This window comes from Paenibacillus phyllosphaerae (genome assembly GCF_014192105.1).
GTDB lineage: Bacteria > Bacillota > Bacilli > Paenibacillales > Paenibacillaceae > Paenibacillus_Z > Paenibacillus_Z phyllosphaerae.
Genome location: NZ_JACHXK010000004.1, coordinates 227089 through 248062, shown reverse-complemented (window position 1 = coordinate 248062; position 20974 = coordinate 227089). Strand labels below are relative to the sequence as shown.

The 20974-nt window shown below is 54.3% G+C and carries 21 protein-coding genes; 14 read left to right on the top strand and 7 right to left on the bottom strand.

The features are described from left to right. Window position 1 precedes the first annotated feature (1 nt). The 6 genes from FHS18_RS11335 to FHS18_RS11310 all read left to right on the top strand — a co-directional run bounded on the left by FHS18_RS11335 (window position 2) and on the right by FHS18_RS11310 (window position 5869). A complete protein-coding gene (locus FHS18_RS11335) occupies window positions 2–913 on the top strand; it encodes an ABC transporter ATP-binding protein (RefSeq protein WP_183600094.1) in 912 nt (303 codons plus the stop codon). Continuing rightward, window positions 906–1883, top strand: coding sequence for an ABC transporter permease (locus tag FHS18_RS11330; protein ID WP_183600091.1), 978 nt, complete (start codon window positions 906–908; stop codon window positions 1881–1883). Before FHS18_RS11335 ends, FHS18_RS11330 begins: the two co-directional genes overlap by 8 nt. A 54-nt stretch (window positions 1884–1937) precedes the next feature. Continuing rightward, window positions 1938–3296 (top strand): PDZ domain-containing protein, encoded by a 1359-nt coding sequence (locus FHS18_RS35145; RefSeq protein WP_183600089.1) that lies wholly within the window; start codon window positions 1938–1940, stop codon window positions 3294–3296. A gap of 196 nt (window positions 3297–3492) precedes the next feature. Continuing rightward, a complete protein-coding gene (locus FHS18_RS11320; protein WP_183600088.1) occupies window positions 3493–3939 on the top strand; it encodes a TerB family tellurite resistance protein in 447 nt (148 codons plus the stop codon). Between the two features lie 30 nt (window positions 3940–3969). Then, window positions 3970–4611, top strand: a complete 642-nt coding sequence (locus tag FHS18_RS11315; protein ID WP_183600086.1) for a Bax inhibitor-1/YccA family protein — start codon at window positions 3970–3972, stop codon at window positions 4609–4611. Window positions 4612–4762: 151 nt separating this feature from the next. Next, window positions 4763–5869, top strand: a complete 1107-nt coding sequence (locus FHS18_RS11310) for a stalk domain-containing protein (protein WP_183600083.1) — start codon at window positions 4763–4765, stop codon at window positions 5867–5869. Between the two features lie 501 nt (window positions 5870–6370). Here the strand turns inward: FHS18_RS11310 and FHS18_RS11305 are convergent. Continuing rightward, window positions 6371–7456, bottom strand: coding sequence for a LysM peptidoglycan-binding domain-containing protein (locus FHS18_RS11305; RefSeq protein WP_183600081.1), 1086 nt, complete (start codon window positions 7454–7456; stop codon window positions 6371–6373). A gap of 86 nt (window positions 7457–7542) precedes the next feature. Continuing rightward, complete coding sequence (locus FHS18_RS11300) at window positions 7543–8796, bottom strand: sialidase family protein (RefSeq protein ID WP_183600079.1); 1254 nt, start codon at window positions 8794–8796, stop codon at window positions 7543–7545. Window positions 8797–8974: 178 nt separating this feature from the next. Here FHS18_RS11300 and FHS18_RS11295 point away from each other — a divergent pair, with 178 nt between their 5' ends. The 4 genes from FHS18_RS11295 to FHS18_RS11280 all read left to right on the top strand — a co-directional run bounded on the left by FHS18_RS11295 (window position 8975) and on the right by FHS18_RS11280 (window position 12782). After that, window positions 8975–9352 carry a hypothetical protein gene (locus FHS18_RS11295; protein WP_183600077.1) on the top strand — a complete coding sequence of 126 codons (378 nt, stop codon included), beginning with the start codon at window positions 8975–8977 and terminating at the stop codon, window positions 9350–9352. 165 nt (window positions 9353–9517) lie between these two features. Beyond that, window positions 9518–10741 (top strand): glycosyltransferase family 2 protein, encoded by a 1224-nt coding sequence (locus FHS18_RS11290; RefSeq protein ID WP_246427591.1) that lies wholly within the window; start codon window positions 9518–9520, stop codon window positions 10739–10741. 9 nt (window positions 10742–10750) lie between these two features. Further along, window positions 10751–11902, top strand: a complete 1152-nt coding sequence (locus tag FHS18_RS11285; protein WP_183600075.1) for a glycosyltransferase family 4 protein — start codon at window positions 10751–10753, stop codon at window positions 11900–11902. Between the two features lie 97 nt (window positions 11903–11999). Next, window positions 12000–12782 (top strand): SDR family NAD(P)-dependent oxidoreductase, encoded by a 783-nt coding sequence (locus FHS18_RS11280; RefSeq protein ID WP_183600073.1) that lies wholly within the window; start codon window positions 12000–12002, stop codon window positions 12780–12782. Window positions 12783–12899: 117 nt separating this feature from the next. On the opposite strand, the gene FHS18_RS11275 is transcribed toward FHS18_RS11280, so the two are convergent. After that, window positions 12900–14000 (bottom strand): phosphatidylglycerol lysyltransferase domain-containing protein, encoded by a 1101-nt coding sequence (locus FHS18_RS11275; RefSeq protein ID WP_183600071.1) that lies wholly within the window; start codon window positions 13998–14000, stop codon window positions 12900–12902. A 119-nt stretch (window positions 14001–14119) separates the two neighbouring features. Continuing rightward, window positions 14120–14755, bottom strand: coding sequence for a TVP38/TMEM64 family protein (locus FHS18_RS11270; RefSeq protein WP_183600069.1), 636 nt, complete (start codon window positions 14753–14755; stop codon window positions 14120–14122). 189 nt (window positions 14756–14944) lie between these two features. Between FHS18_RS11270 and FHS18_RS11265 the strand changes: the two genes are divergently transcribed. The 4 genes from FHS18_RS11265 to FHS18_RS11250 all read left to right on the top strand — a co-directional run bounded on the left by FHS18_RS11265 (window position 14945) and on the right by FHS18_RS11250 (window position 19009). After that, window positions 14945–15379, top strand: a complete 435-nt coding sequence (locus FHS18_RS11265; protein ID WP_183600067.1) for a VOC family protein — start codon at window positions 14945–14947, stop codon at window positions 15377–15379. Window positions 15380–15621: 242 nt separating this feature from the next. After that, a complete protein-coding gene (locus tag FHS18_RS11260; RefSeq protein ID WP_246427612.1) occupies window positions 15622–16131 on the top strand; it encodes a M15 family metallopeptidase in 510 nt (169 codons plus the stop codon). A gap of 94 nt (window positions 16132–16225) precedes the next feature. Next, window positions 16226–17947 carry a hypothetical protein gene (locus tag FHS18_RS11255; protein WP_183600065.1) on the top strand — a complete coding sequence of 574 codons (1722 nt, stop codon included), beginning with the start codon at window positions 16226–16228 and terminating at the stop codon, window positions 17945–17947. A 141-nt stretch (window positions 17948–18088) separates the two neighbouring features. Further along, on the top strand, window positions 18089–19009 hold the full coding sequence (locus tag FHS18_RS11250; protein WP_183600064.1) for an NAD-dependent epimerase/dehydratase family protein: 921 nt from the start codon (window positions 18089–18091) through the stop codon (window positions 19007–19009). A 63-nt stretch (window positions 19010–19072) separates the two neighbouring features. On the opposite strand, the gene FHS18_RS11245 is transcribed toward FHS18_RS11250, so the two are convergent. Genes FHS18_RS11245 through FHS18_RS11235 form a run of 3 tightly spaced genes read right to left on the bottom strand, consistent with a single transcriptional unit; the run spans window position 19073 to window position 20893 of the window. Beyond that, window positions 19073–19456 carry a hypothetical protein gene (locus tag FHS18_RS11245; protein WP_183600062.1) on the bottom strand — a complete coding sequence of 128 codons (384 nt, stop codon included), beginning with the start codon at window positions 19454–19456 and terminating at the stop codon, window positions 19073–19075. A gap of 18 nt (window positions 19457–19474) precedes the next feature. Next, the gene (locus FHS18_RS11240; protein WP_183600060.1) at window positions 19475–20536 is read right to left on the bottom strand and encodes a glycosyltransferase; all 1062 of its coding nucleotides are present in this window, start codon (window positions 20534–20536) and stop codon (window positions 19475–19477) included. A 21-nt stretch (window positions 20537–20557) separates the two neighbouring features. After that, on the bottom strand, window positions 20558–20893 hold the full coding sequence (locus FHS18_RS11235; protein WP_183600058.1) for a hypothetical protein: 336 nt from the start codon (window positions 20891–20893) through the stop codon (window positions 20558–20560). Window positions 20894–20974: the final 81 nt, after the last annotated feature.

The window sequence follows — 20974 nt, the reverse complement described above, 5'->3', positions numbered from 1 at the left end:
AATGAGCGAGATAACGCTGGCGGTTAAGGGACTGCGCAAGGTAATAGGCAGGAGGGAAATTATTCATCAACTCGACTTCGAGCTGCGGCAGGGAGAGGTATTCGGCTTCCTCGGCCCGAACGGGGCAGGCAAGACGACGACGATCCGCATGCTGGTCGGCCTTATCAAGCCGACGACCGGATCGATTCATGTATGCGGCTATGATTTACATAAGCAATTCCCGGAAGCGATGCGTCAGATGGGGTGTATCGTCGAGAATCCGGAACTCTACCCTTACTTGAGCGGCTGGAGCAATCTGGCTTATTTTGCCCGGATGATGGATGGGGTGGATGAGTCGAGAATTCGAGAGGTCGTTCAATTAGTCGGTCTACAAGCCCGGATTCACGATAAAGTGAAGACCTATTCGCTGGGGATGCGACAACGGCTTGGCATCGCGCAGGCGCTGCTCGGCAGGCCGAAGGTGCTCATATTGGATGAGCCGACGAATGGTCTTGATCCATCCGGCATACGCGAGATGAGGGAGTTCATCCGAACGCTTGCAGAGCGGGAGGGGCTGAGCGTGCTCGTATCCAGTCACTTGCTCAGCGAGATCCAGCTGATGTGCGACCGAGTGGCGATTATATCCAAAGGACGAGTCGTGCAGGTCGGCACGGTCAGCGACTTGCTCGCCAGCCAAGAAAGGGTCATTTGGAGGCTGACGCCGCTTCAGGCAGGCTTGGAGTTGCTTAGCCGGCTTACGCCTGACGCTCAGTTGGCGGGCGATACGGTCATTACGCCATATGACGCCGAGCGTATCGGACAGTGGAATACCGCGTTAGTCGAAGCCGGTATTACCGTCATGGAGATGAGCCGCAAGCTGCCGTCCCTCGAGGATCTGTTCATTGAACTGACAGGGGGGCAGAGCATTGATTAATTTGGTCTATAATGAGATGGTGAAGCTAACCGGCAAGCGGCGATTGGTGGTCGTGACCGTCATTATCGCCATCCTGATCTCCTTGTTCACCTATGCGCAATATCAGCAGGCGATCGAGAACCGCGAACGGTACGGCGATGTAGATTGGCGCACGGCGCTGGAACAGCGGATCCAGATGTGGGAAAGCCGTCTGGAGCGGAACCGGACGGCCGAAGAGACGCAGGAGCTGGAGATTCGGATCGCACAGCAGCGTTACTATCTGGAGCACGACATCAATCCGTCCGAGCCCGGTGCGCCTACTTTCGTGCGAGGGTTCGTCGAGAATGGGATCAACTTGCTGCTGCCACTGATGGTCATGGTCGTTGCGGCCGATATCGTCTCTTCCGAGCACAGCGGCGGCACGATGAAGGTGCTGTTGACCAAGCCGATCAGACGTTCTCGGATCCTGCTCAGCAAATATGTCGCGCTCACCTTGTCGGTGTCGGCCATCATTACGATTTTCGGCTTGCTGTCCGCGGTTATATCGGGGCTGGTATTCGGATTCCAGGGCTGGAATGCGCCCGTGTTGACGGGCTTCGCCGTCAGCGGCGGAGAACTCGACGCTACGTCGGTAAGGACGCTTCCGCAATGGGAATATATCCTCATGGAGCTTGGGCTTGCCTGGTATGTTTCTCTCATCATCGCTACCATTACGTTCATGCTCTCTGTTCTAGTGCGCAGCACGGCAGCCGTTATGGGAATCATGCTTGCCTGCCTGATAGCCGGCACGATTCTAAGTTCAATGGTCGCCTCTTGGGAGACAGCCAAGTATTTGTTCATGGTGAACCTGGAGCTCATCGATTACTTGGAGGACGCGGCGCCGCCGATCGAGGGGATGTCCCTCGGCTTTTCCTTCATCGTGCTCCTCGTGTGGGGGATTTCGGCCCTTGCGGTCGCCTTCGTCTCCTTCACGAGGCGCGATGTGTACTAACGATTCGAACATCCGTCTACCGTCTTTGATATTGCAGCGCTGAGGAGGAGTCCAGTGAAGGCAGCTAGAATCCTGTACGTAATCGGGTACGGGTTATTCGGAATAATCGCAATTCTGGGGGAGATCATCTGGATCGCAGACCCTATCCGCATCGGTGACTACTTCTGGATTGATCAGATGGAATGGCTCGTCAAGCTGCTTGCCGCGATACCGTTCCTATGGATGATCGGCGCGTGGAAGCTGCGGCCTGAACGAGGCAGCAAGCAGCTAGTTAGGCGGATTGTCAACTGGCTGGTGCAGTTGAGCAGCTTGGCCGCTGCCCTGATGATTCTGGTGAACGCGTACCAACTTGTGTTGATCGGAGTTGCGCTTGGGGCTGCTTGGCTGTTCACGCTGCTTGATCTTACGTTGTCCGAACGCGATGCAGGCGTCAGCTGGCGATTGCGGCTCTTGCGAAGGGTCGTCGTTATCACCGCTACTGCGGGGATTCTGTTCTGGCCGACCGCGTATCAAGTCACGACGCCCGGGTTTACCTTTAATATGAACCGATATGCGCAAGTCGAAGGAGGTGCGGAGAAAGGCAATATCGAAGGCGTGCTGGTCATCGACAGGCCGGCCTTCCCGATTGACTGGGTGTATGCCCGCATGTTCCCGCATATCGCCATCAGCAAACGGGATACGACGCAATCGATCGGCGAGCAGCTGCAAGCGGCACACAGCCAGCGGGTCGGCGCGAATGAGGTCGGCAGCGCCGTAGCCTTCCAGCGGGTCGGCATTGGCCAAGGCATTATCCCGACCGGCGTCTATGTGCTTGCGATCATGAAGGACAGTCCAGTGGTCGATCTCCTTAAGCCCGGCGATCAAATTACGGCAGTCGGCGGCAAAGCCGTCGCTACGGCAGCCGAATTGTCCGAGGTGATGTCGGATGTGGCGCCCGGGAAGACGCTGAACCTCGCCATCAAGCGTGACGGCGAGGAACTGAAGATTGCCGCGATGACCAAACCGAGCGCTGATGATGCTGAGCGTGCGGTGTTCGGCATCCAGATCGAGGACAGGGTGCATGCCGATCTGCCTCGCGAAGTGGACTACCGCTCCTATCTTGTTTATCAAGGCGGGCCGTCGCATGGCGCTATTCTGGCTCTTACGCTAATCGATCAGTTAACTCCGGGCGGTGTGACCTACGGCAACCAGGTAGCCGGCACGGGAACGATCGGCGCCGACGGAACGGTCGGACTGATCGGCGGGATCGAGCAGAAGGCGTATGTGGTATGGCGCTCGGGCGCGGACGTATTCTTCGTGCCGGACGAGCAGGCGGAGGAAGCGCGGAAGGGGGCGCCAGCACTCAATATTGTTCCGGTCCGAACATTGGATGATATGTTAAACTGGCTTCGCACGCATCCCGTCAGCGATTAACGGCATTATGGTTCCAGGGGGCTTCGACGTCAATGGCTCAGGCTCCCTGGCTAGATGCGGGTCCCAGAATATAGCATTTCCGTAAGCGTCGGTGCCAAATAAAGTTCGCTGATAGCTAGGAGATTGGTAGGAAAAAGGAAAAGGATGTCGAATGTAACGTCATTGCCCATCTGACCATATCAAGGGAGTGCACGCCATGTTCTTACATTTTCTGCAAGAGAAAGCGCATAAGCTGGCTTTCCTGGAGCTTGCCCACCTCATCGCGAACGCGGACGGCTTCGTCAACCGCAAGGAGCAACTGTCGCTAAAGACCTATATGGGCGAGATGGATTTGCCGGACACCTTCTTCGCCGTGGGCCAGCCGAGGGAGATCGGGGCCATTATCGGCGAACTTCAAGACGAGCAGGTCAAGCACATCATCTTTCTTGAAATCTTGCTTCTTATTTTCGCCGATGGTGACTACAATGAGAATGAGAGAAGCATGCTGTCCGAGCTGAAGCACCACTTCGGCGTATCCGAGGAAACCTATGACGTATTCAAGGATTGGGTCATTCGCATGGATCAGCTCAAGATCGAAGGGATGAAGCTTATCCTGGGTTCGTTCCGAGCTACCCCGGGTCGTTCGGGCAGCGCGAGCAAGTAAGACCACTTTATTCAAGAGGAGTTTGAAAGTATGAATTACAGTTCTTCCCCAAGTTACCGCAATCCGATGCAGAAGCTGATGCTGACCTTCTTCTTCGCCCTGATCGTTTCGGTTGCCGGCATGTTTATCGGCACGCAGCTGCCGGATGTGGCGCGTATCCCGCTCTATATCGTCGAGCTGGTGCTGTTAATCTCGATCTTTTTCTTAAGACGTTCGACGAAGATCGGCTACCCGCTCATGTACGGCTTCATGCTGGTATCCGGCGCCACGCTGCAGTTCTCGCTTAGCTATTACATTGCGGCTATCGGATCTACGGTCGTCATCCAGACGGTGGCCGTCGCCGTAATCGTGTATGCGGGACTTGCGATCTATGCAAGCCGGACCAAAGAGGATTTCCGCTTCTTAGGCGGCTTCCTATTCGCTTCCGTCATTGGTCTGATCGTCATCGGTCTGATGCAGTTCTTCATTCCATTCGACGGCATGATGGAGACCGTCTACTCCGGCTTCGGTCTGCTCGTCTTCATCGGCTACACGCTCTATGATTTCAACCGGATGGCGAAGGAAGGTTTCGACGAGAGCGAGATTCCGCTCATGGTCGTCAACATCTACCTCGATCTGATCAACATGGTGCTGTTCGCGCTTCGTTTCGTAAAGTCGCTTATCGAAGATTAATCGTGTCAGTTGAACGCTTCCCGCTCCATGCGGGAGGCGTTTTTTATTTTTTTTGCAACCGTCTGTAACCTTTTCGAAACTAGCGGCGTCTAGTAGGGCACAGCAGGTTCAACAAGCCTGACAACTTGATAAGAGCAGAGGAGAATATCCGATGAAAAAACAAAATTGGATTATACTTATGACAGCAGCAGGCGTACTTACAACTTCGGCAATCGCGGGAGCGGGAGGCGTCGTCGAGAAAGTCAGCGGGATGCTGCGCGGCGATGTGTCCGTGACCGTGAATGGCGAATCCACTTCGCTTCATCCGGTGTACATTAACGGCAAAGCGTATCTGCCTGTCCGCGATACGGCCGAAGCGCTGGGCTATGAGCTGAGCTGGAGCGGCAAGCAGATCGAGCTTCAGAACCAGGAGGCGGAAGAGGACATGGATTACGTGATGATCTCCGGCGTCATCTCGAGCGTGACGCAAGTGGAAGATTCGTATCGCCTCGAAGTCTACGGGCTTGGCACGAACAGATGGATCATTCTGAGCGCGGACAAAGATACCGTGTTGACTGACGCGGAAGGCAAGAGCTTCCAAGCGAAGGATCTGAAGGCGGGCATGCAGATTACTTCCGAATACGGACCGATCATCGCGATGAGCTACCCGGGACAATCCCACGCGGCGACGATTCAAGTCGGTACCCAACGTTCGATTATCGAGCAGGCCGTGTCCGCGGTAACGAAGACGGATGAAGGCTGGAAGGTGCAATTCAGCGAGGTGAAAGACGGCGTAGAAACGCCAACGCTTACGCTTAATACAGGTAAAGAGACAATGGTGATCAACAAGCAAGGCCAGCCGGTCGACTGGACGCAGATCAAGCCGGGCACGAATGTACGCGCCTACTACGGTCCGTTCGAGACGAAGAGTCTGCCGCCGCAAAGCCCGCTCTTCGTACTGGTCGTCACGGATGAGCAGCCGGATATGGAAACCGTGAAAGAATACCGCGAGCTTTCCTGGTCGCTCCTGTCGGCAGATCAGAAGAGCCACATCAAGACGGCAAAGGATGAAGCGTTGGTCTCCATCATTGACGCAAGCCATGCCGCGATCATGCCGGTTGACGACAAGCAAAAGGAAGCGTTGGCCGACCTCGTCGCTAGCCAAAGCAAGCTGATCTCGGTCACGTACAACACGGACCAAGACGAGCTGCTCGGACCGCTGACGGTGGTATTCAATCAAGAAACGAAAGAAGTAATCGGCTACTTCATTCGCAAGTAATTGCAAGCTCTAATAAGTAACGAAGCAAAAAGCTCCGTGCGTCGCACGGAGCTTTTTGCTTTATGTCGATAGTTGATCTGCTGGTTTGTATGAGAGTAAGCGTGTCCGCATAAGCGGACGTCAAGCGAGAGTCAACTGACAAGCGCGAGATCCCCTCTTACCATTGAGTCTACACCCCAAGGCACACAGCCGCGTACGAAGCTCGAAAAGAGAGCTTTGTCGCCCGGAAGGTTAAGCGTGGCTAGCAGCCAGCCTAACCTACAGCGACAAAAGCGGGCCAATCGCGAAAGGACACATCGAAGACGGCCGCGTCCCGAGTCTAGCGATTACGGGTGTCCTCAGAGTTTTCCGGATGGAAAACTCACTTCGGAAGCATAAGCTGGGCGGTTGCCCTCTGGTTCTCCTCCGATGGAGGGGGAAGGGGGAGGCGAAAGAACGGTGCCCTTAAAGGTGGTGGCTTTGAAAAGTCGGAAAAATGGGGTCCCCAGGGGCAAAGCCCCTCTACTGCTTCTCCCACCATTTCAACCGCGTGTAAGGATTAAGCGCCTTCCAAGTCGCCGTAGTCGAATCGTACATGCCGAAGTGAAGATGGTTGATGAATTTGCCGGAAGTGCCGGCAGGGCCGTACCCTGTCGAACCCACATAGCCGATCAGCTGCCCTTGCTTGATCTGCATCCCATTGGTTATGCCCTTGGCATATGCCGCGAGATGGGCGTAATAGAAGACCGTTTTCTTGTCCGGCGTCTCGATGGAGAGCCGCCAGCCGCCGAGGGTGCTCCACCCTTTGCGGACGATCCGGCCGTCATAGACGGAGAAGATTGGCGTCCATTGATTGGCCTCGATGTCGTTGCCCTCATGGACACGCTCCGTCTCGCCCAACGTATAGCTGCGGGTATCACCGTACGTATTGCCGAATGGACCATACGTGTCGTTGAGGAGCGGGAAGTGGCCATCTGCATAGGTGCTTGGCGGTGTGACGGTTTGCTCAGTCGGGATATAGAGCAGCTGGCCGAGAGCGATGAGATCGCTGGTCAAGTTATTGGCGGACTTAATCGCCGCAACTGTCGTCTCATATTTGGCCGCGATGCTGTAGAGGGTATCGCCCGACTCGACGATATAATTCGGATTCATCGTGTAAATATGCTCGCCCGGCAGGATGCGGTCGGTGGTCAAGCCGCTCCATTCTTTCAAGTTCGCCACGCTGACTCCGTATTTCTTGGCAATGGCGGAGAGCGTGTCGCCCGATTGCACGATATAGTGATGTTCGTCGGCGTTATTCTTGGCGAGCGGATAGATGGCGTAGACGGAGATCATCGATAGATTCGTCTTTTTATCAATCGTGATCGGCGTATCCATCGTAATGGCTACGCCGTTCTTATAGGCGATGCGGGAACCGGGAGTGAACAGCAGACTAACGCCTTCCCGAGTGACGGTAATTTGATTCGTGGACGGGTTCCATCCTACTTGCGCATCGATCGTGCGAAATACGTTCCGCAGGCTTACCGTCGGAGAAGCCGCAGAAGCAGACGGGGCAGGCATGCAAAGGAGGGAGGCGGTGAATAGCCAGGCCGCTGCAGTTTTCTTCATCGAGACACCTCTTTGCTCTTTTATACTAAGGTGTCTAATGGGACGGTATTTTATCCAAAACCTGACGGTTGGCGATTGAACTTGGGTTAGGTGACAGGGTCTGTATTATAGCCGCAGTAGATCTGAAGGCTGCCGTTGCGCAGATCCGTCCATATCCCGATATAACCGCCGGGCGGGACGCTGATAATGTCGATGTAGTCGCCAATAATGGGGACTGGCGTAGGACTACTGCCATTAGGACTGAAGGACGTGGTCGTCACGCGGGAGTTCGTAAATGTGGCGCCTCCATTAATAGATCTGGCGACGAATACGTCGAGGTCAAAGCCGTTCAGCTGATTGCTGTAATAGATGACATTGACGACGCCAAGCAGCGGGTCTACGTCGATGGCCGGGAAGAAGTTCTGCGAGCCTGGAGTCGCATTCGTGATGCTGACCGGTACGGACCACGACTGACCGCGGTCATTAGAGATCGACATGAAAATATCCGAGTAACCGAGCTGGAAATCCTGCCACACCGCATAGACGCGGTTGGTGAAGGGGCCGACCGAATTGTCGGTGGCAATATTCGCGAAAGTGAGCACCCGGAATGCATAGTTCGGCACGGGCAGAACCGTCGGAACGAGGACGACCGGAGAGACGATGACCTGTTGATTATAGGTCGTGCCGCCATCGTCGGAACGGCGGACGATGAAGTTCGTGGTCGGCGCATTCGTTATCCAGGCCCCGTACACTTGACCGACCAGATTCACGGTAACGTCCGGCCGTTCGACGCGGGTAGATTCGGAGGAGAGCAGATCGGGCTGGTCCCAAGTCGTTCCCCCATTATTGGAGCGATTCACGAAGGCGGTCGAGTTACCGTTATTTTGGACATTGAACTGATGGTTGTAGGACACGTAGACGTTGCCGAAGTAGGGGCTGGATTGGCCGTTATCGACGGTAACAAGCGTTTCGTCATTGTTAATGTACGAGCCGTACCCGCGATTGACGATGACAGGCGGATCGAAGTCGGTTCCATTGTTGGTAGATTTATATACGATGCAGGTTCCATCCGATGTGGTATCGAATGCATGAGCAGTGACATAGAAGGTATTAGGGAAAGCGTAAGCGACAAAAGGGGCTTCCGCTGAGGTAAATGGCGCCGGAAGCGGAAGAATATGAATGGTCGTCCAGTTTGCGCCCCCATCGACAGAGCGATATACGCCGGTTTGCGGGGTATTGCCAGGATTGTTCGTGTCCACTGCAACAGCAATCATGATCGCCGGATTGAGCAGGTTGACCGCAATGGCGGGCTCGAACTCCGGGAGACCCGGCGCGGTGACCGGGAAATTAAACGCTGGCATATAGGACAATCTCCTCTCTAGTAAATATATTCCTCCCTACTATATGTCTTCTATTAGCATACGCCTGTACAATACGGTAACTTCGAGCAAAAAAGGCGAATGGACTCTTTCATCTCCCCACATTCCGTTACGGCTTCGACATAGTCTGATAGAAGTTAAGTATGGAGGAGGTGAGAGCATGCCTTATACAACTGGTATTGTTACGAACACACGTGACTTTGGCACAGCGGCTACGAATGTTATCGTCAGCACGCATAACATGGACCAGAATGCATCGGCTACGATAATCGTTCACATTTTCGCGGTCCCAGAAACTACGCTGGTGCTTACGCCCGTCTATCAAGTCAGCTACTCGGTGGCTGCCGATTCGGCGGACATTCGAAGCTTCAACATCGCAGGCAATGTCGCTTATGTCGTACAGATGAGCATCATCACGCCTATCCCGAACAGTATCTTCTCGGTCTTCGGCTTGGACGAGTTCGGCAATTTGGTCACGAACCAAGGCATCTTGCAATCGGAACTGACGTTCATTCCGGCCTTGACTCCGATTCCGTAAGTGGCGATACGCCGATAATTCAGGAATAGCGAATGAACGCGCGGCAGCTCCGGAGTCCTTCCGGCTCCCGCGTTCATCTTGTTACATATGGGAAGACGCACAAGCAAACCGCCCCGGGATTCATACGATGTATGGAATGGATTCCTTTTCCACTTTGGAGGGTGTATGAAAAAGATGGTTGATGTAGGTATCGTCATGCCGGTCTATAAACAAGTTCCCGCCTATCTGGAAGCAGCCATCCAATCGGTACTGTCCCAGACGTTAACGACTTTCCGTATGGTGATCGTGATAGACGGTGCGCCGGAGATGGAGCCGTTCGTTCGCGAATACGTACGGGGAGACGAACGCGTTAAGATCGTGTCGTATCCGAAGAACAAAGGCGTAGGTACAGCGCTCAATACCGGATTTGACGTGTTAAAAGACGATCCGAAACTCCGCTACTGGACTTGGGTATCCAGCGACAATACGTACCATCCGCAGTTTCTGGAAGTGCTGCGTCGTGCCCTCCACAACGGTCCGGACCAGCTGGGACTCGTATACAGTTCCTTCCACTCGATTGATAATGACGGCAATCGCATTCTGAACGACAAAAGCCTCATGCTGCAACGGCAGTATCAATCTCAGCCCAAGGAAGAGCTGATGAATGGCTCCATCGTCGGCGTCTCATTTATGTACAAGGCCCAATACGCGAAGATGATCGATGGCTATAAGATGGAACCGGTCGAAGATTATGAGTATTGGCTTCGGCTGTCGGAGTTGTGCGACATCCGATTCATCCCCGTCGAGCTGATGAATTACCGGGTGGACTCCACGCTAAGCGTATCGTCAACGCTCAAATCGATTCTGCAGCATCGCAAGTGGCGCTACGCGTTCCATCTGGCAAGGCATCAAGCCCGGATACGCCGCAAAATCGAGCCCGAGGTATCGATCTTGTGCCCGCTCCAGGTAGCCGACGCCCAGGCCATCGAGAGAATCGAGAATCTGTACGAGCAAGTGTACAGCAACTATCACTTCTTCGTCATAGATCTCAGTTTGGACCAGCAGGTGACGCGGGCGGTGTCGCAAGTATCCCATCCGACAACGATCATTCGTTGGCTGCCTAAGCGGACGCAGATCAAAGCCATTAAGGAAACACTGCCTTACGTCAAGACGCCTATGGTCATGGTATTAGGAAGAGACCATTTTGTGAATACATTGGATCTGCAAGTGCTCACCCGGCAGCTGAACCGCATGGGGCGGAATTACATGTCCGGTTATTACACGCCTGACCATCGGGACGTTGGTTATCGGACGAGTGAAGCTCCGGTGAGACCGGGGTATACCGAGGAACTGTTCTGGACGGACGCGTTCAGGAGTCTTATCGAATCAGGCACCTTAGGGCAGGAGTGAGGTTAACGGATGAAGATCCTTTTCACCTTCTACAATCCAAGCGGCGGCATGGAAACGTTAAACCGCATTCGATGCGAAGCGCTGCAGGAGCAAGGCGTCGAGTGCCATCTCCTCTACAAAATAGACGGCAACGGCAAAAAAAACATCAAGAACATCAAAACCTTTATCTTCAATGATGACGCAGAGCTGCAAGCGCTGCTGCAGCGGGAACAATACGACGTCATTGTCGTCTGTACGGACAGTTATCTGATGGAATCGATTCGGGCGCTCGGCTATAAAGGCAGCCTGATCTACGAGGTGCAGGGGCTCGGAACGCCGGAGACGGCCAAAGAAATTATAACGCGCTTCGAAGCTTCGATTCGCGAGCATGCCACTGCGATCCTATATCCACAGACGAAGCATCTGAAGGAGCTGATGGAGGCGCATTTGGCGGACCTGCCGCAGTTCTGCTTCGACGACCCGCTGCCCGTCGGCAAATTCGGTTATGAGTCCTATCCGGCGTATCATGCTCCGATTATGGCTTGGGTCGGTCGCATCGAAGCGAACAAAAATTGGCGGGAGTATCTGGAGCTTGGTCATCGGCTGTCCGCCCAATATCCAACCCTGCAGCTGTGGATGTTCGAAGATCAGTCGTTGTTCGATCCTCAGGAGAAAGCGGCATTCGACCAGTTCGTCGCTATGCTCGGCCTTGAGCCGAGGCTATATCGTTACGATTGCGTCCCGCATGACTTAATGGCGGATTATTATTCCATCGTCGGCGATTCCGGCGGTTTCTTAGCCTCCACCTCGATCTTGGAGGGCTTCGGCTACGCGGTCGCGGAAGCGCTGCTATGCCGATGTCCGGTGCTGTCGACCGATTCGGACGGGATCCGCCGCTTTATCGTGCATAACGAGACCGGCAAAATCTATCCACGCGGCAATTTATTGGCGGCGATCGACGAAGCCGTTGACCTGATGCGTAACGTACCGGTGCGGGAATCGATCCGGACAGCGGGAATGGCGCGGATCCGGAATCATTTTTCACCTGAACAATATACGAAATCATTCATGGGAATGATCCGCAAGCTGCATAATGACGGCAATCGGAACCGAATCATGAAACACGGCCAGTCGATCGTATCGCGCGTGCTTCGCAGCCGTTCTGGCGCCTCACAACAGTAGGGGCGCTTTGTTGTTTGTTCGGGGGAACAAGGAAAAGGGAGCGTTGCCGTCGAAGGTTCATCTTGGAAGGATGAGATGGACAGGAGGGAACGATGAGATGGAATTTGGGTTGAACGGGAAAGTGGCTCTGGTGACGGGCGGCAGTAAAGGTATCGGGTATGCGACGGCGCTGACGTTAGTCAAAGAAGGGGCCAAGGTGGCGATTCTGGCGCGAACGGAAGGACCGCTGCAGGAAGCGGGCGCTCGTATCCGCGAGCAGACCGGAACGGATCCGCTCGTGCTGGCAGCCGATGTCGCGGTCGAGCAGGAAGTACAGCGAGCGATAGAGGCCGTCATCGCCCAATTCGGTCGGATTGACATCCTCGTCAACAATGCGGGCACGTCAGCGGCCAAGCCCTTCGATTCGGTAACGAACGAATCCTGGGATGCGGATCTGGATCTGAAGCTGTATGGCGCAATCCACTGCGCGCGTGCCGCGATTCCGCACATGCGCAAGCAGGGCGGGGGAGCAATCGTGAACGTGACGGCCATTGGCGGCAAGACGCCGTCCGCCTCTTCGCTGCCGACCTCCGTTAGCCGAGCTGCCGGCCTTGCGCTGACGAAGGCGATGAGCCACGATCTGGCCCGGGATCAGATCCGGGTTAATGCCGTATGCATCGGTCTTATCCAAAGTGATCAGATCATGCAGCACTGGAAACGGGTTGCGCCGGAATTAACGTGGGAACAATTCGCCCGGGACGACCGCCATGGCATACCGCTTGGCCGGATCGGACAAGCGCAGGAAGCCGCTAATGTCATTGCGTTCCTCGTCTCTGGCGCCGCTTCGTATGTGACAGGCACGGCCGTGAATATCGACGGCGGCAAAGCGCCGGTGCTGTAATCATCTCGAATGATTGGCGCGGTATTTAATAAGCACGGGCGCGTTTCGTACCCGCGTACTAATAGCAAAACATAATAAAGGACCGCAGATGCGGTCCTTTATTATGTTTAGCAGGTGTTAATCGTGAACATGCTGGGATTCGGTCAGCTGCACGAGCGGACAGTTCGTAGTGGCATCCTTGCTTACCCGAGGCAGAAGATCCCTGAGCGACTTGCTGCGTGCGGCGGCTTTACCTTGGCCGAACCCGTTAATAACGAGGGCCAGCTGAAGCACCGTAATCGGCATGGAAGCGGCTGGCGCGACAAGATAGACATCCTCCCACACCGGCGCGAACTTATTCTTATATTCGTACAGTCCCTTGAAATTATACAGCTTGTTGCCATATTTGTAGATCAGGCGCGCCAGCTTTGATTCGCAGGCCCCTGCTAGCGGAGCCATGCCCAAGCTGCATACCTCATATCCTTGTTCTTTGCCCCATGCGAACAACAACAGGAAGAGGACGTCCATCGTGCCGTGCGCGCTGCCGGCTCTGTGACGCATCAGATCGACCGTCAACCGGCGCGGCAGCGCGTCGGGATTGCGGCCAGGTTCGCTGACGTGGTCGCCGCCAAGCGACGCGAAGGCGTCTATCCGTCCGTCTGGCGAGCGCAGTAACGAAACGGGGAACCGATTCGCATAGTCGAGCGAGAAGGCGCCGACGGAGAAACTTTTCTCTTTTCTTTTGCCGAGCCACTCATCCGAGATGTCCGCAAGCTCTTGCAGAAGTTCAGTCGAGAATGGCGGTTGGATGACCTCGAACCGATGGCCGTTGCGCTCGAATTTGTTCAGCCGCGTACGCAGCTTCAGCCAGGCCTTGCCTGCTGTATGGAAGCTCGGGAGGTTGATCTGCGCTTCTTCTCCGAGTTTGACCGACTGGAGGCCGTACCTCTCATACAGCGCCAGACCAGCCGCTTTCACTTGATAAAAGACGGGAACGGAGCGCTCCGATCTGCACTTGCGGATAAATTGATCGATGACGCGAAGGACGGCTTCGGCTTCTCCGATCGGGTCGCCCAGAACGATACGGCGATTGCCGGCTTTGCGGTAGACGATTAAAGCAAAGCCTTCCGCCTCCCAGAAGAATTGCTTATCCCCCATGAAATATAAGTGGGTATGGGCATTATGTCCGTATGCGTGAAGGAAGTGTTCCAGGCGTTCCGCGTCGATGTTCGTAATCACGATGATGTCCCCCATTAAAGATTGATAGCTCGTCGGTTCGATATCTGCATTCGATATCTATTTCTTCGGCAAACAAGCCTCTTCATTCGACGGGAATTTGTGGAAGCTATACTTGCGCCTTAACCATTTACGCTGTTCTTCGCTCTGCGTTTCATCCACCAGAGCGGCAGCAAGGCCAGCAGAAGGACGATGACAAGCGCAACAATGAACTGCTTCCCGATGCCGGCGTGCAACGAGCTGCCCAAATAACTGTAAGCGACCGTAACCGGAATCGTTCCGAGCACGGTTGAGACGACATACGGCAGGAAAGGGAGCCTGGATAATCCTGCAGCCAGACTCGTGACGTCGAACGGAATGACAGGAATGAGCCGCAGGGTGAATACCGTCCAGAAACCGTGTCGCGACAACCGCTCCTTCCACATGGCCAGCTGCGGATGTTCGCTGCGTATGAAGCGGTTGCCGAATCGTCTGGCGAGCAGGAAGACGAGAATCGAATCGCCTGTGAATCCGAATAGCGTATAGATCGTTCCCCACACCGGCCCGAACGCAAGACCGCCTGCCAGACATAGGATCGACGCCGGGAAGAACAAGAGCGGACGGATGGTATACACGAGAATATAAATGGCCGGAGCCCATACGCCGAACGATAGAATCGCATCCCGCACCCCGCCGGGGGTGAAGTGAAAATAATGGTGGTTGAGAAGCCATAATGTGACCGCGAATAGAATCAATAATGCCGCTTTCCAGTTTTTCATCCCATGCTCCTCATGCCTTAATATCCCTTGGGAAGACGTACCCCATTACTATTGCCATGTTGAACTTGTTCTACAATGTGACTTAGGCGCATTTTACCGCAATCGAGAAGAAATGGGAACCGATTCGACATGATAAAATGAAGAGGTCTTATGTAATGACAAGAACTTAATAGATGAGGTGACCCGGGCATGGCGGTAACAGTGGATCAAATCTTTGTCAATTTGCCGGTAAAAGATCTGGAGAAATCAAAGGCTTTCTTCAGCGCCATCGGCTTCGAATTCAACGCGCAGTTTACGGACGAGAATGCGGCTTGTCTGATCATTAGCCAGCATATTTATGCGATGCTGCTGGTAGAACCGTTCTTCGAATCCTTCATCAGCAAGAAGATCGCGGATGCTTCGCAAACCACGGAGGTTATCCTGGCGTTGTCGGCGACGAGCCGCGCGCAGGTGGACGAGCTGGTGAATAAGGCGCTTCAAGCAGGGGGGCTGGCATACAACGATCCGGTCGATCACGGTTTCATGTACAGCTGGAGCTTCCAGGACGTCGACCATCACCTGTGGGAGATCGTCTATATGGAGCCGAGCCATGTTGAAGGGCAAGAGGAAGCTGCCGAGGCATAATCGTACGGGGAATCGTAATAGGATAGCAAGCAGCGCCCTACCTTCGGTGTGGGCGTTTTTTGACCGTGTTACGATCATTACTTCGGATTCGATGCAAAACCTTTCGTCCTTCCGCTGCGTTATTGTATAGCATAGCAATTTATTCAGCTAAAGGATGATCATAGGTGCATACAGCTTCAATAAAAGCAAGACCGCCTCGCAGAAAGTCGCGGATGCCGAGGCTGCTCGGCTGGCTGGTCGTCATGCTGCTCCTCGGATACTGGCTGACGGACCGCTACTTCCCGGTTGATCTATTCCGGCATGCGCCTCCGGTCACGGCGCTGCATCCGGTCGTCGCGGCGAAAGCAGCCGAACTCGTCGAGCTTAGCCAACAGAAGGGAATCACTATCCGCATAACGGATGACTTCCGCTCAACGGCTGCTCAGGATTCGCTATATCGTCTTGGCCGGTCTGACCCCGGTTCCGTCGTAACGAACGTCAAGGGCGGGTATTCCTACCACAATTATGGCCTTGCGATCGATTTTGCCTTGGAGTTGGAGGGGGGCAAGGTGGTCTGGGATCTGGATGCCGACGGGAACAAGAACGGGGAGTCGGACTGGATGGAGGTCGTTCAGCTGGCCAAACAACTCGGCTTCACATGGGGCGGCGATTGGGCGAATTTTCCGGACTATCCGCATCTTCAAATGGATTTCGGGTACTCGATCCGGGAGCTCCGCCAAGGCAAACGCCCTCCGGACTCGATAAGCGAATGATGGAACCATTCCGGAAATCATACGTTATATTCCTAACTAGCGCATATTAGCTTACACTAGGTGATAGGCTACAACAGCTACTGGGGGGATAGGTATGTTTTTCTGGTTTGTTGTGTTTACAATCGCTTTTCTGCTGCTGACGCCTACGTTATGGATGAGGCGGCATTACGGCTGGCAGGCGATTAAGCTGTTATTGGCATTCGTCTACGGCGGCATATTCGTCGGATATTTGTGGCTCGTGGATCAGACGGCAAGCGCGGTCATCATGCAACTGGCCTTCCTGTATCCGATCGCGCTGACACTGGATTTGACAATGTTGATGATGGGAAGTGCCGCAACTGGCAAGAGGCGTCCGAAGGAAGCAAGCCAGCGTGCCAATCGCTCATCCTTGCCAACGCTTGGATTCAGCGTTGCGGGGATTCTGTTCGCGGCCTGGATCGTACTGGTGGCGGTCTATCCGTTGTTCGTCAAGGATGATCTCTACGATATCGTGAAGGCGCAGGAAACGAGCGAGAAGATCGCGGCTACCGATATCCAGCACATCCCGACGGTACCGAAGGAAACGGCGGAATATGTGGCGGATAAGCTCATCGGCGGCATCCCGAAAGCTTCCTATTATCAGCTTGGCGAGCTGACGAGACAGAAGATCGGCGCGGAAGAATTCTGGCTTGCGCCGATTGAGTATAAGGGATTCTTCGAGTCGTGGAACGCGAAGTCGCTGCCCGGTTTCATTAAAGTGAGCGCGGAGGATAAAGACCGTCCGGCTGAATTCGTGGATCAAGAGAGCTTCACGTATTCGCCCTCCGCGTATTTCGGCGACGACCTGATGCGGAAAGTGCGCAGCCAATATCCGAAGGACATTCTGCGCTTCGCGGGTTTCGAGCCGGATGAGAACGAGAAACCTTACTGGATCGTCTCTTATGGCCATTACAAGAACTTCCGAAACGGCTTCGTGCTAGACGGCGCGATCATCGTGGACGCGAGGACCGGCGAGATGACCAAATATAAGTTGAGCGACCTGCCGCCGTTCGTCGATTTTGCCGTACCGCCGAGCGTAGCTTTCGATTACAACCAGTGGCATGCCAAGTATAAGCATGGCTGGTGGAATACGCTTTTCGGCAAGAAGGACATATACGAAGTGACGGAATGGAATACCGGCGAAGAAGTAATCGGCCTATTCGGTCCGGACAAACAGATGTACTGGTTCACGGATCATACGACCCGCGGGACGAATTCGATGGTCGGCTATACGTTAATGAACGGCCGGACGGGCGAATACACCTACTATACGGGCACGAAGGGCATGTCGGACGGCAAGGCCGCGATCGAGGCGGTCAACAATACGTTCTTGAAGGACGCATGGACCGGCACGAACTCCATTCTGTATAACATTTACGGCGAGGAAGCGTGGTACATTCCGGTCATCGATACGAAGGGCGTCCTGCGCAAAATCGCGATCGTCAATGCCCGCAATACGCAGATCGTCGCGTATGGCGACTCGAAGCTCAATGCGTTCAACAGCTACAAAGTGCGGATGGCCGCAAGCAAGAGCAATACGAACGATGCGCCTACGAATGCAGCCGATTCGAAGCAAATCACCGGCAAAGTGCTCCGGCTCGGCGAGATGACCGTAGAGAATATTACGCTCATCCAGATTCTGCTCGAAGGCAGCGATAAGATCTTCATGGCGAACCCGCAGGCTATTGTCTACGCACCGTTCATGAAAGAAGGCGATACCGTGCGGATCACGTACACCGATACGGAAGAACAGATCGTGTCGGTCGATCAGTTGTATAACGTAACGATCGGCAAGTAGCGGTAATATAGGTTTGAAGGCCCTGTCCAGCGGACAGGGCTTTTTTTCGGCGCGGATATTGCCTTGGCGGTAGACGTCCTCCTATACGTTCCTTGGCTGCGTTACATAAGATGAAGCAGTAGGTTCATAGGAGGGCGAGGAATGATAGCTGTCGTTACTGGCGGAGCAGGGTTCATCGGCTCACGGCTAGTGGAAGCTTTAGTGAAGCAAGATGCCGTGGTTCATGTCTTGGATAACGGTTCTACCGGGCGTATCGATGCGGTTCATCCGCTGGCGATCGTGCACCAGGTCGATATTCGCGATCCGGAGGCCAAGGCAATCGTGAACGCGATCAAACCGGATATGTTGTTCCATCTCGCGGCGCAAGCCGATGTGCAGCGGTCCATTCAGGATCCGGGCTTCGATGCGAGCGTCAATATCGCCGGCACGCTCAATATGCTGGATGCCTGCCGGGAAGCGGGAGTCCGCAAGTTTGTGTTTGCTTCGACGTCCGCCGTCTACGGGAGTCTGCAGAAGCGGAAGCTGTCCGTCACGGACCGTACGGAACCGATCTCCTATTATGGCTTATCCAAGCTGGTTGCCGAGCACTATATTCGACTCTATCATGCATTCTTCGGACTTCATTACACGATACTCCGCTATGGCAACGTCTACGGCCCGGGTCAGACCTCCAAGGGAGAGGGAGGCGTTATCGCGATCTTCATGGAGAAATTACAAGCGGATTTGCCGCTGCCGGTCAATGGCGACGGCGAACAGACGCGGGACTTCATCTATGTGGATGACGTAGCGCAGGCGAATATTGCGGCCATCGCGAACGGCGATCAAGGAACGTTCCATGTCAGCACGGGACGCCGCACTTCGGTCAACAAAGTGGTGCAGGTGCTGCAGCGTATCCGCAAGGATGAGATTATCGTTCAGTACCGGGAAGCAAGAGCAGGCGATATTCGCGATAGTTGTCTCGATAATCGACAATCGCAAGCTTCGCTCTCCTGGAAGCCGGTTACCAGTTTATCGGAAGGTTTGCGACTTACGCATCAATCCTGGCAGCAACGTTCAACTTAACTCCGGTACGAGAACAGCCTTGTTCGCAAAGACGGGAAGCCGTCTTAAGGAACAAGGCTGTTTTTATTGGGTATCTACGGTTACTTGCAGCGAGTAGGTACCCGAAATCAAGGCGCGTTCTTCCATCGAACGCACGGTCAGATAGAAGATTTTGCTTCCGCCTGCGGCGGTCAAAGTGACGGTCTCGATGAACCGCGCTTTGATCATACAGCTTTCCTGCGTCCAGTAGAGAACCGGTCCATCGACCGTATCCTCGCGCAGCAGGACTTCAAGTTCCGCCAGATCAAGATAAGCCGGCTTGGACCAGCCGATCTCAAGCTTCAGTTGGATCCGGTCGCCTGGAGCGCTATCCGGCACATGAATCCCGGTGAGCACAATCTCTTGCGGTCCGACCTGGAACGGCGTATAAGTTCCGGCCAAGGCTTCATTCTTGACTCTATATTTCATTGTCGACGGTCTCTCCTCTCATAGCGCATACAGCATCTGGATGAAACGGCTCGTATAGAGCGACGTGTGAAATTCTGTCTTGACATGATGTTGGGCCGTATTCCGCATTTGCTCGCGTCTCTGCGTGTTGACCATCAACTCCATCGCTTCGGCGACGGCCTGCGCAATATTGCCGAGCGGATAGAACTGGCCGGTTACGTTCGGAATGATCGAGCTGGTCACCCCATCGGAATTCGTGGCCAGTACCGGGCATCTGCAGCTCATGGCTTCGAGGATGCAGTAGGGGGCGCCTTCTACCTTGGACGTCGATATCAGCATACCGCCGGAATCTCCGATGATCGAGAACATCTCTTGCATCTTCGCGTTCGGCACGTTGGCATGAAGTTTCAAGCGGCCTGCCAGCGGCGGTTGTCCGATCATCTGTTCGAATTCCACTCGCTCATACGGATCCGCAAGGGACGGATCCTCGAACATCCACAGCTCGATATTCGGCACCAAAGCAGCCATATGGGAGCCGATCGCAATGAATTCGCGCCAGTTCTTGTTATCTTCGATGCGGCCGATCCAAGCGAGGATGGGATTGGGATTGTGCGGCAGGCTGTGGTAAGTGAAGTTATCGGAGTCGAAACAATTGTTGAAGTTGAATTGCGGAATATGCGGATAGATCGTCTGAAAAATCGTGCCGATATGCGGCGTGTTCGGCTGCAGCAACGCAGAGGCATGGCGGTTGATTACCGGAGCCGCATCGCTGAGCGCTTTCCAGGCGACATGCTGCGGTCCGTAGCCTTGAATTTCGAGGATGAATTTTCCCGTATAGCCGAGCATGCGGAATTTGGCGAACGTCTGATGGTCGGTCGTTACGACGATAACATCATATTGGCCGTGATCCAGTATCTGTTTGATCTCGATGTCGTTGTTCGTGATGAACACGGGCGTATCGTCCGCATTCTGAATTCCGGCCCCCCATTGATAATACAGAATATGCGCATTGAATCCGGCTTCCCGCAGCGCGCGGGCACGCTGGCGATTAAGTGTCTCCACGCCGCCGCTAGGGATATAGTAGACGAATAGTATATTCACCTCAGGACTCCTTTCAGCATGCTACTTCATCCGTTCGCATTCTTCTTGCGTGTAGACGGAAACGAGCTCTCCGGCTTTCTTGGCGATGACGATTAAGTTTGTCGTATGGATGGTATCCCGATTGGTAACGATCAGCAGCTGGAATGGTCCTGCTCCTGTCGGGAAGTCCTCTTGCGCCCACGTGGTGCCGGGGAGAATCTGAAACAAGCTGATGAACACAAGGGTGTCCGCAAGCTTCAACTCTACCAGCACGTCGAAAACTCTATCGCCGATATTCATGATCTTGAGATCGAATGCATCGATGGCATTGCTGTCGATGGTCACTTCCTGCGTTGTACTTAACTTGAACACGGACATCTCGTCTTTCCCTCCTAGAAGATGCATGAAGAGCAGCTACTGCTAGTTTATGTCCGTGCTAGTTAAACGTACGGGCATATT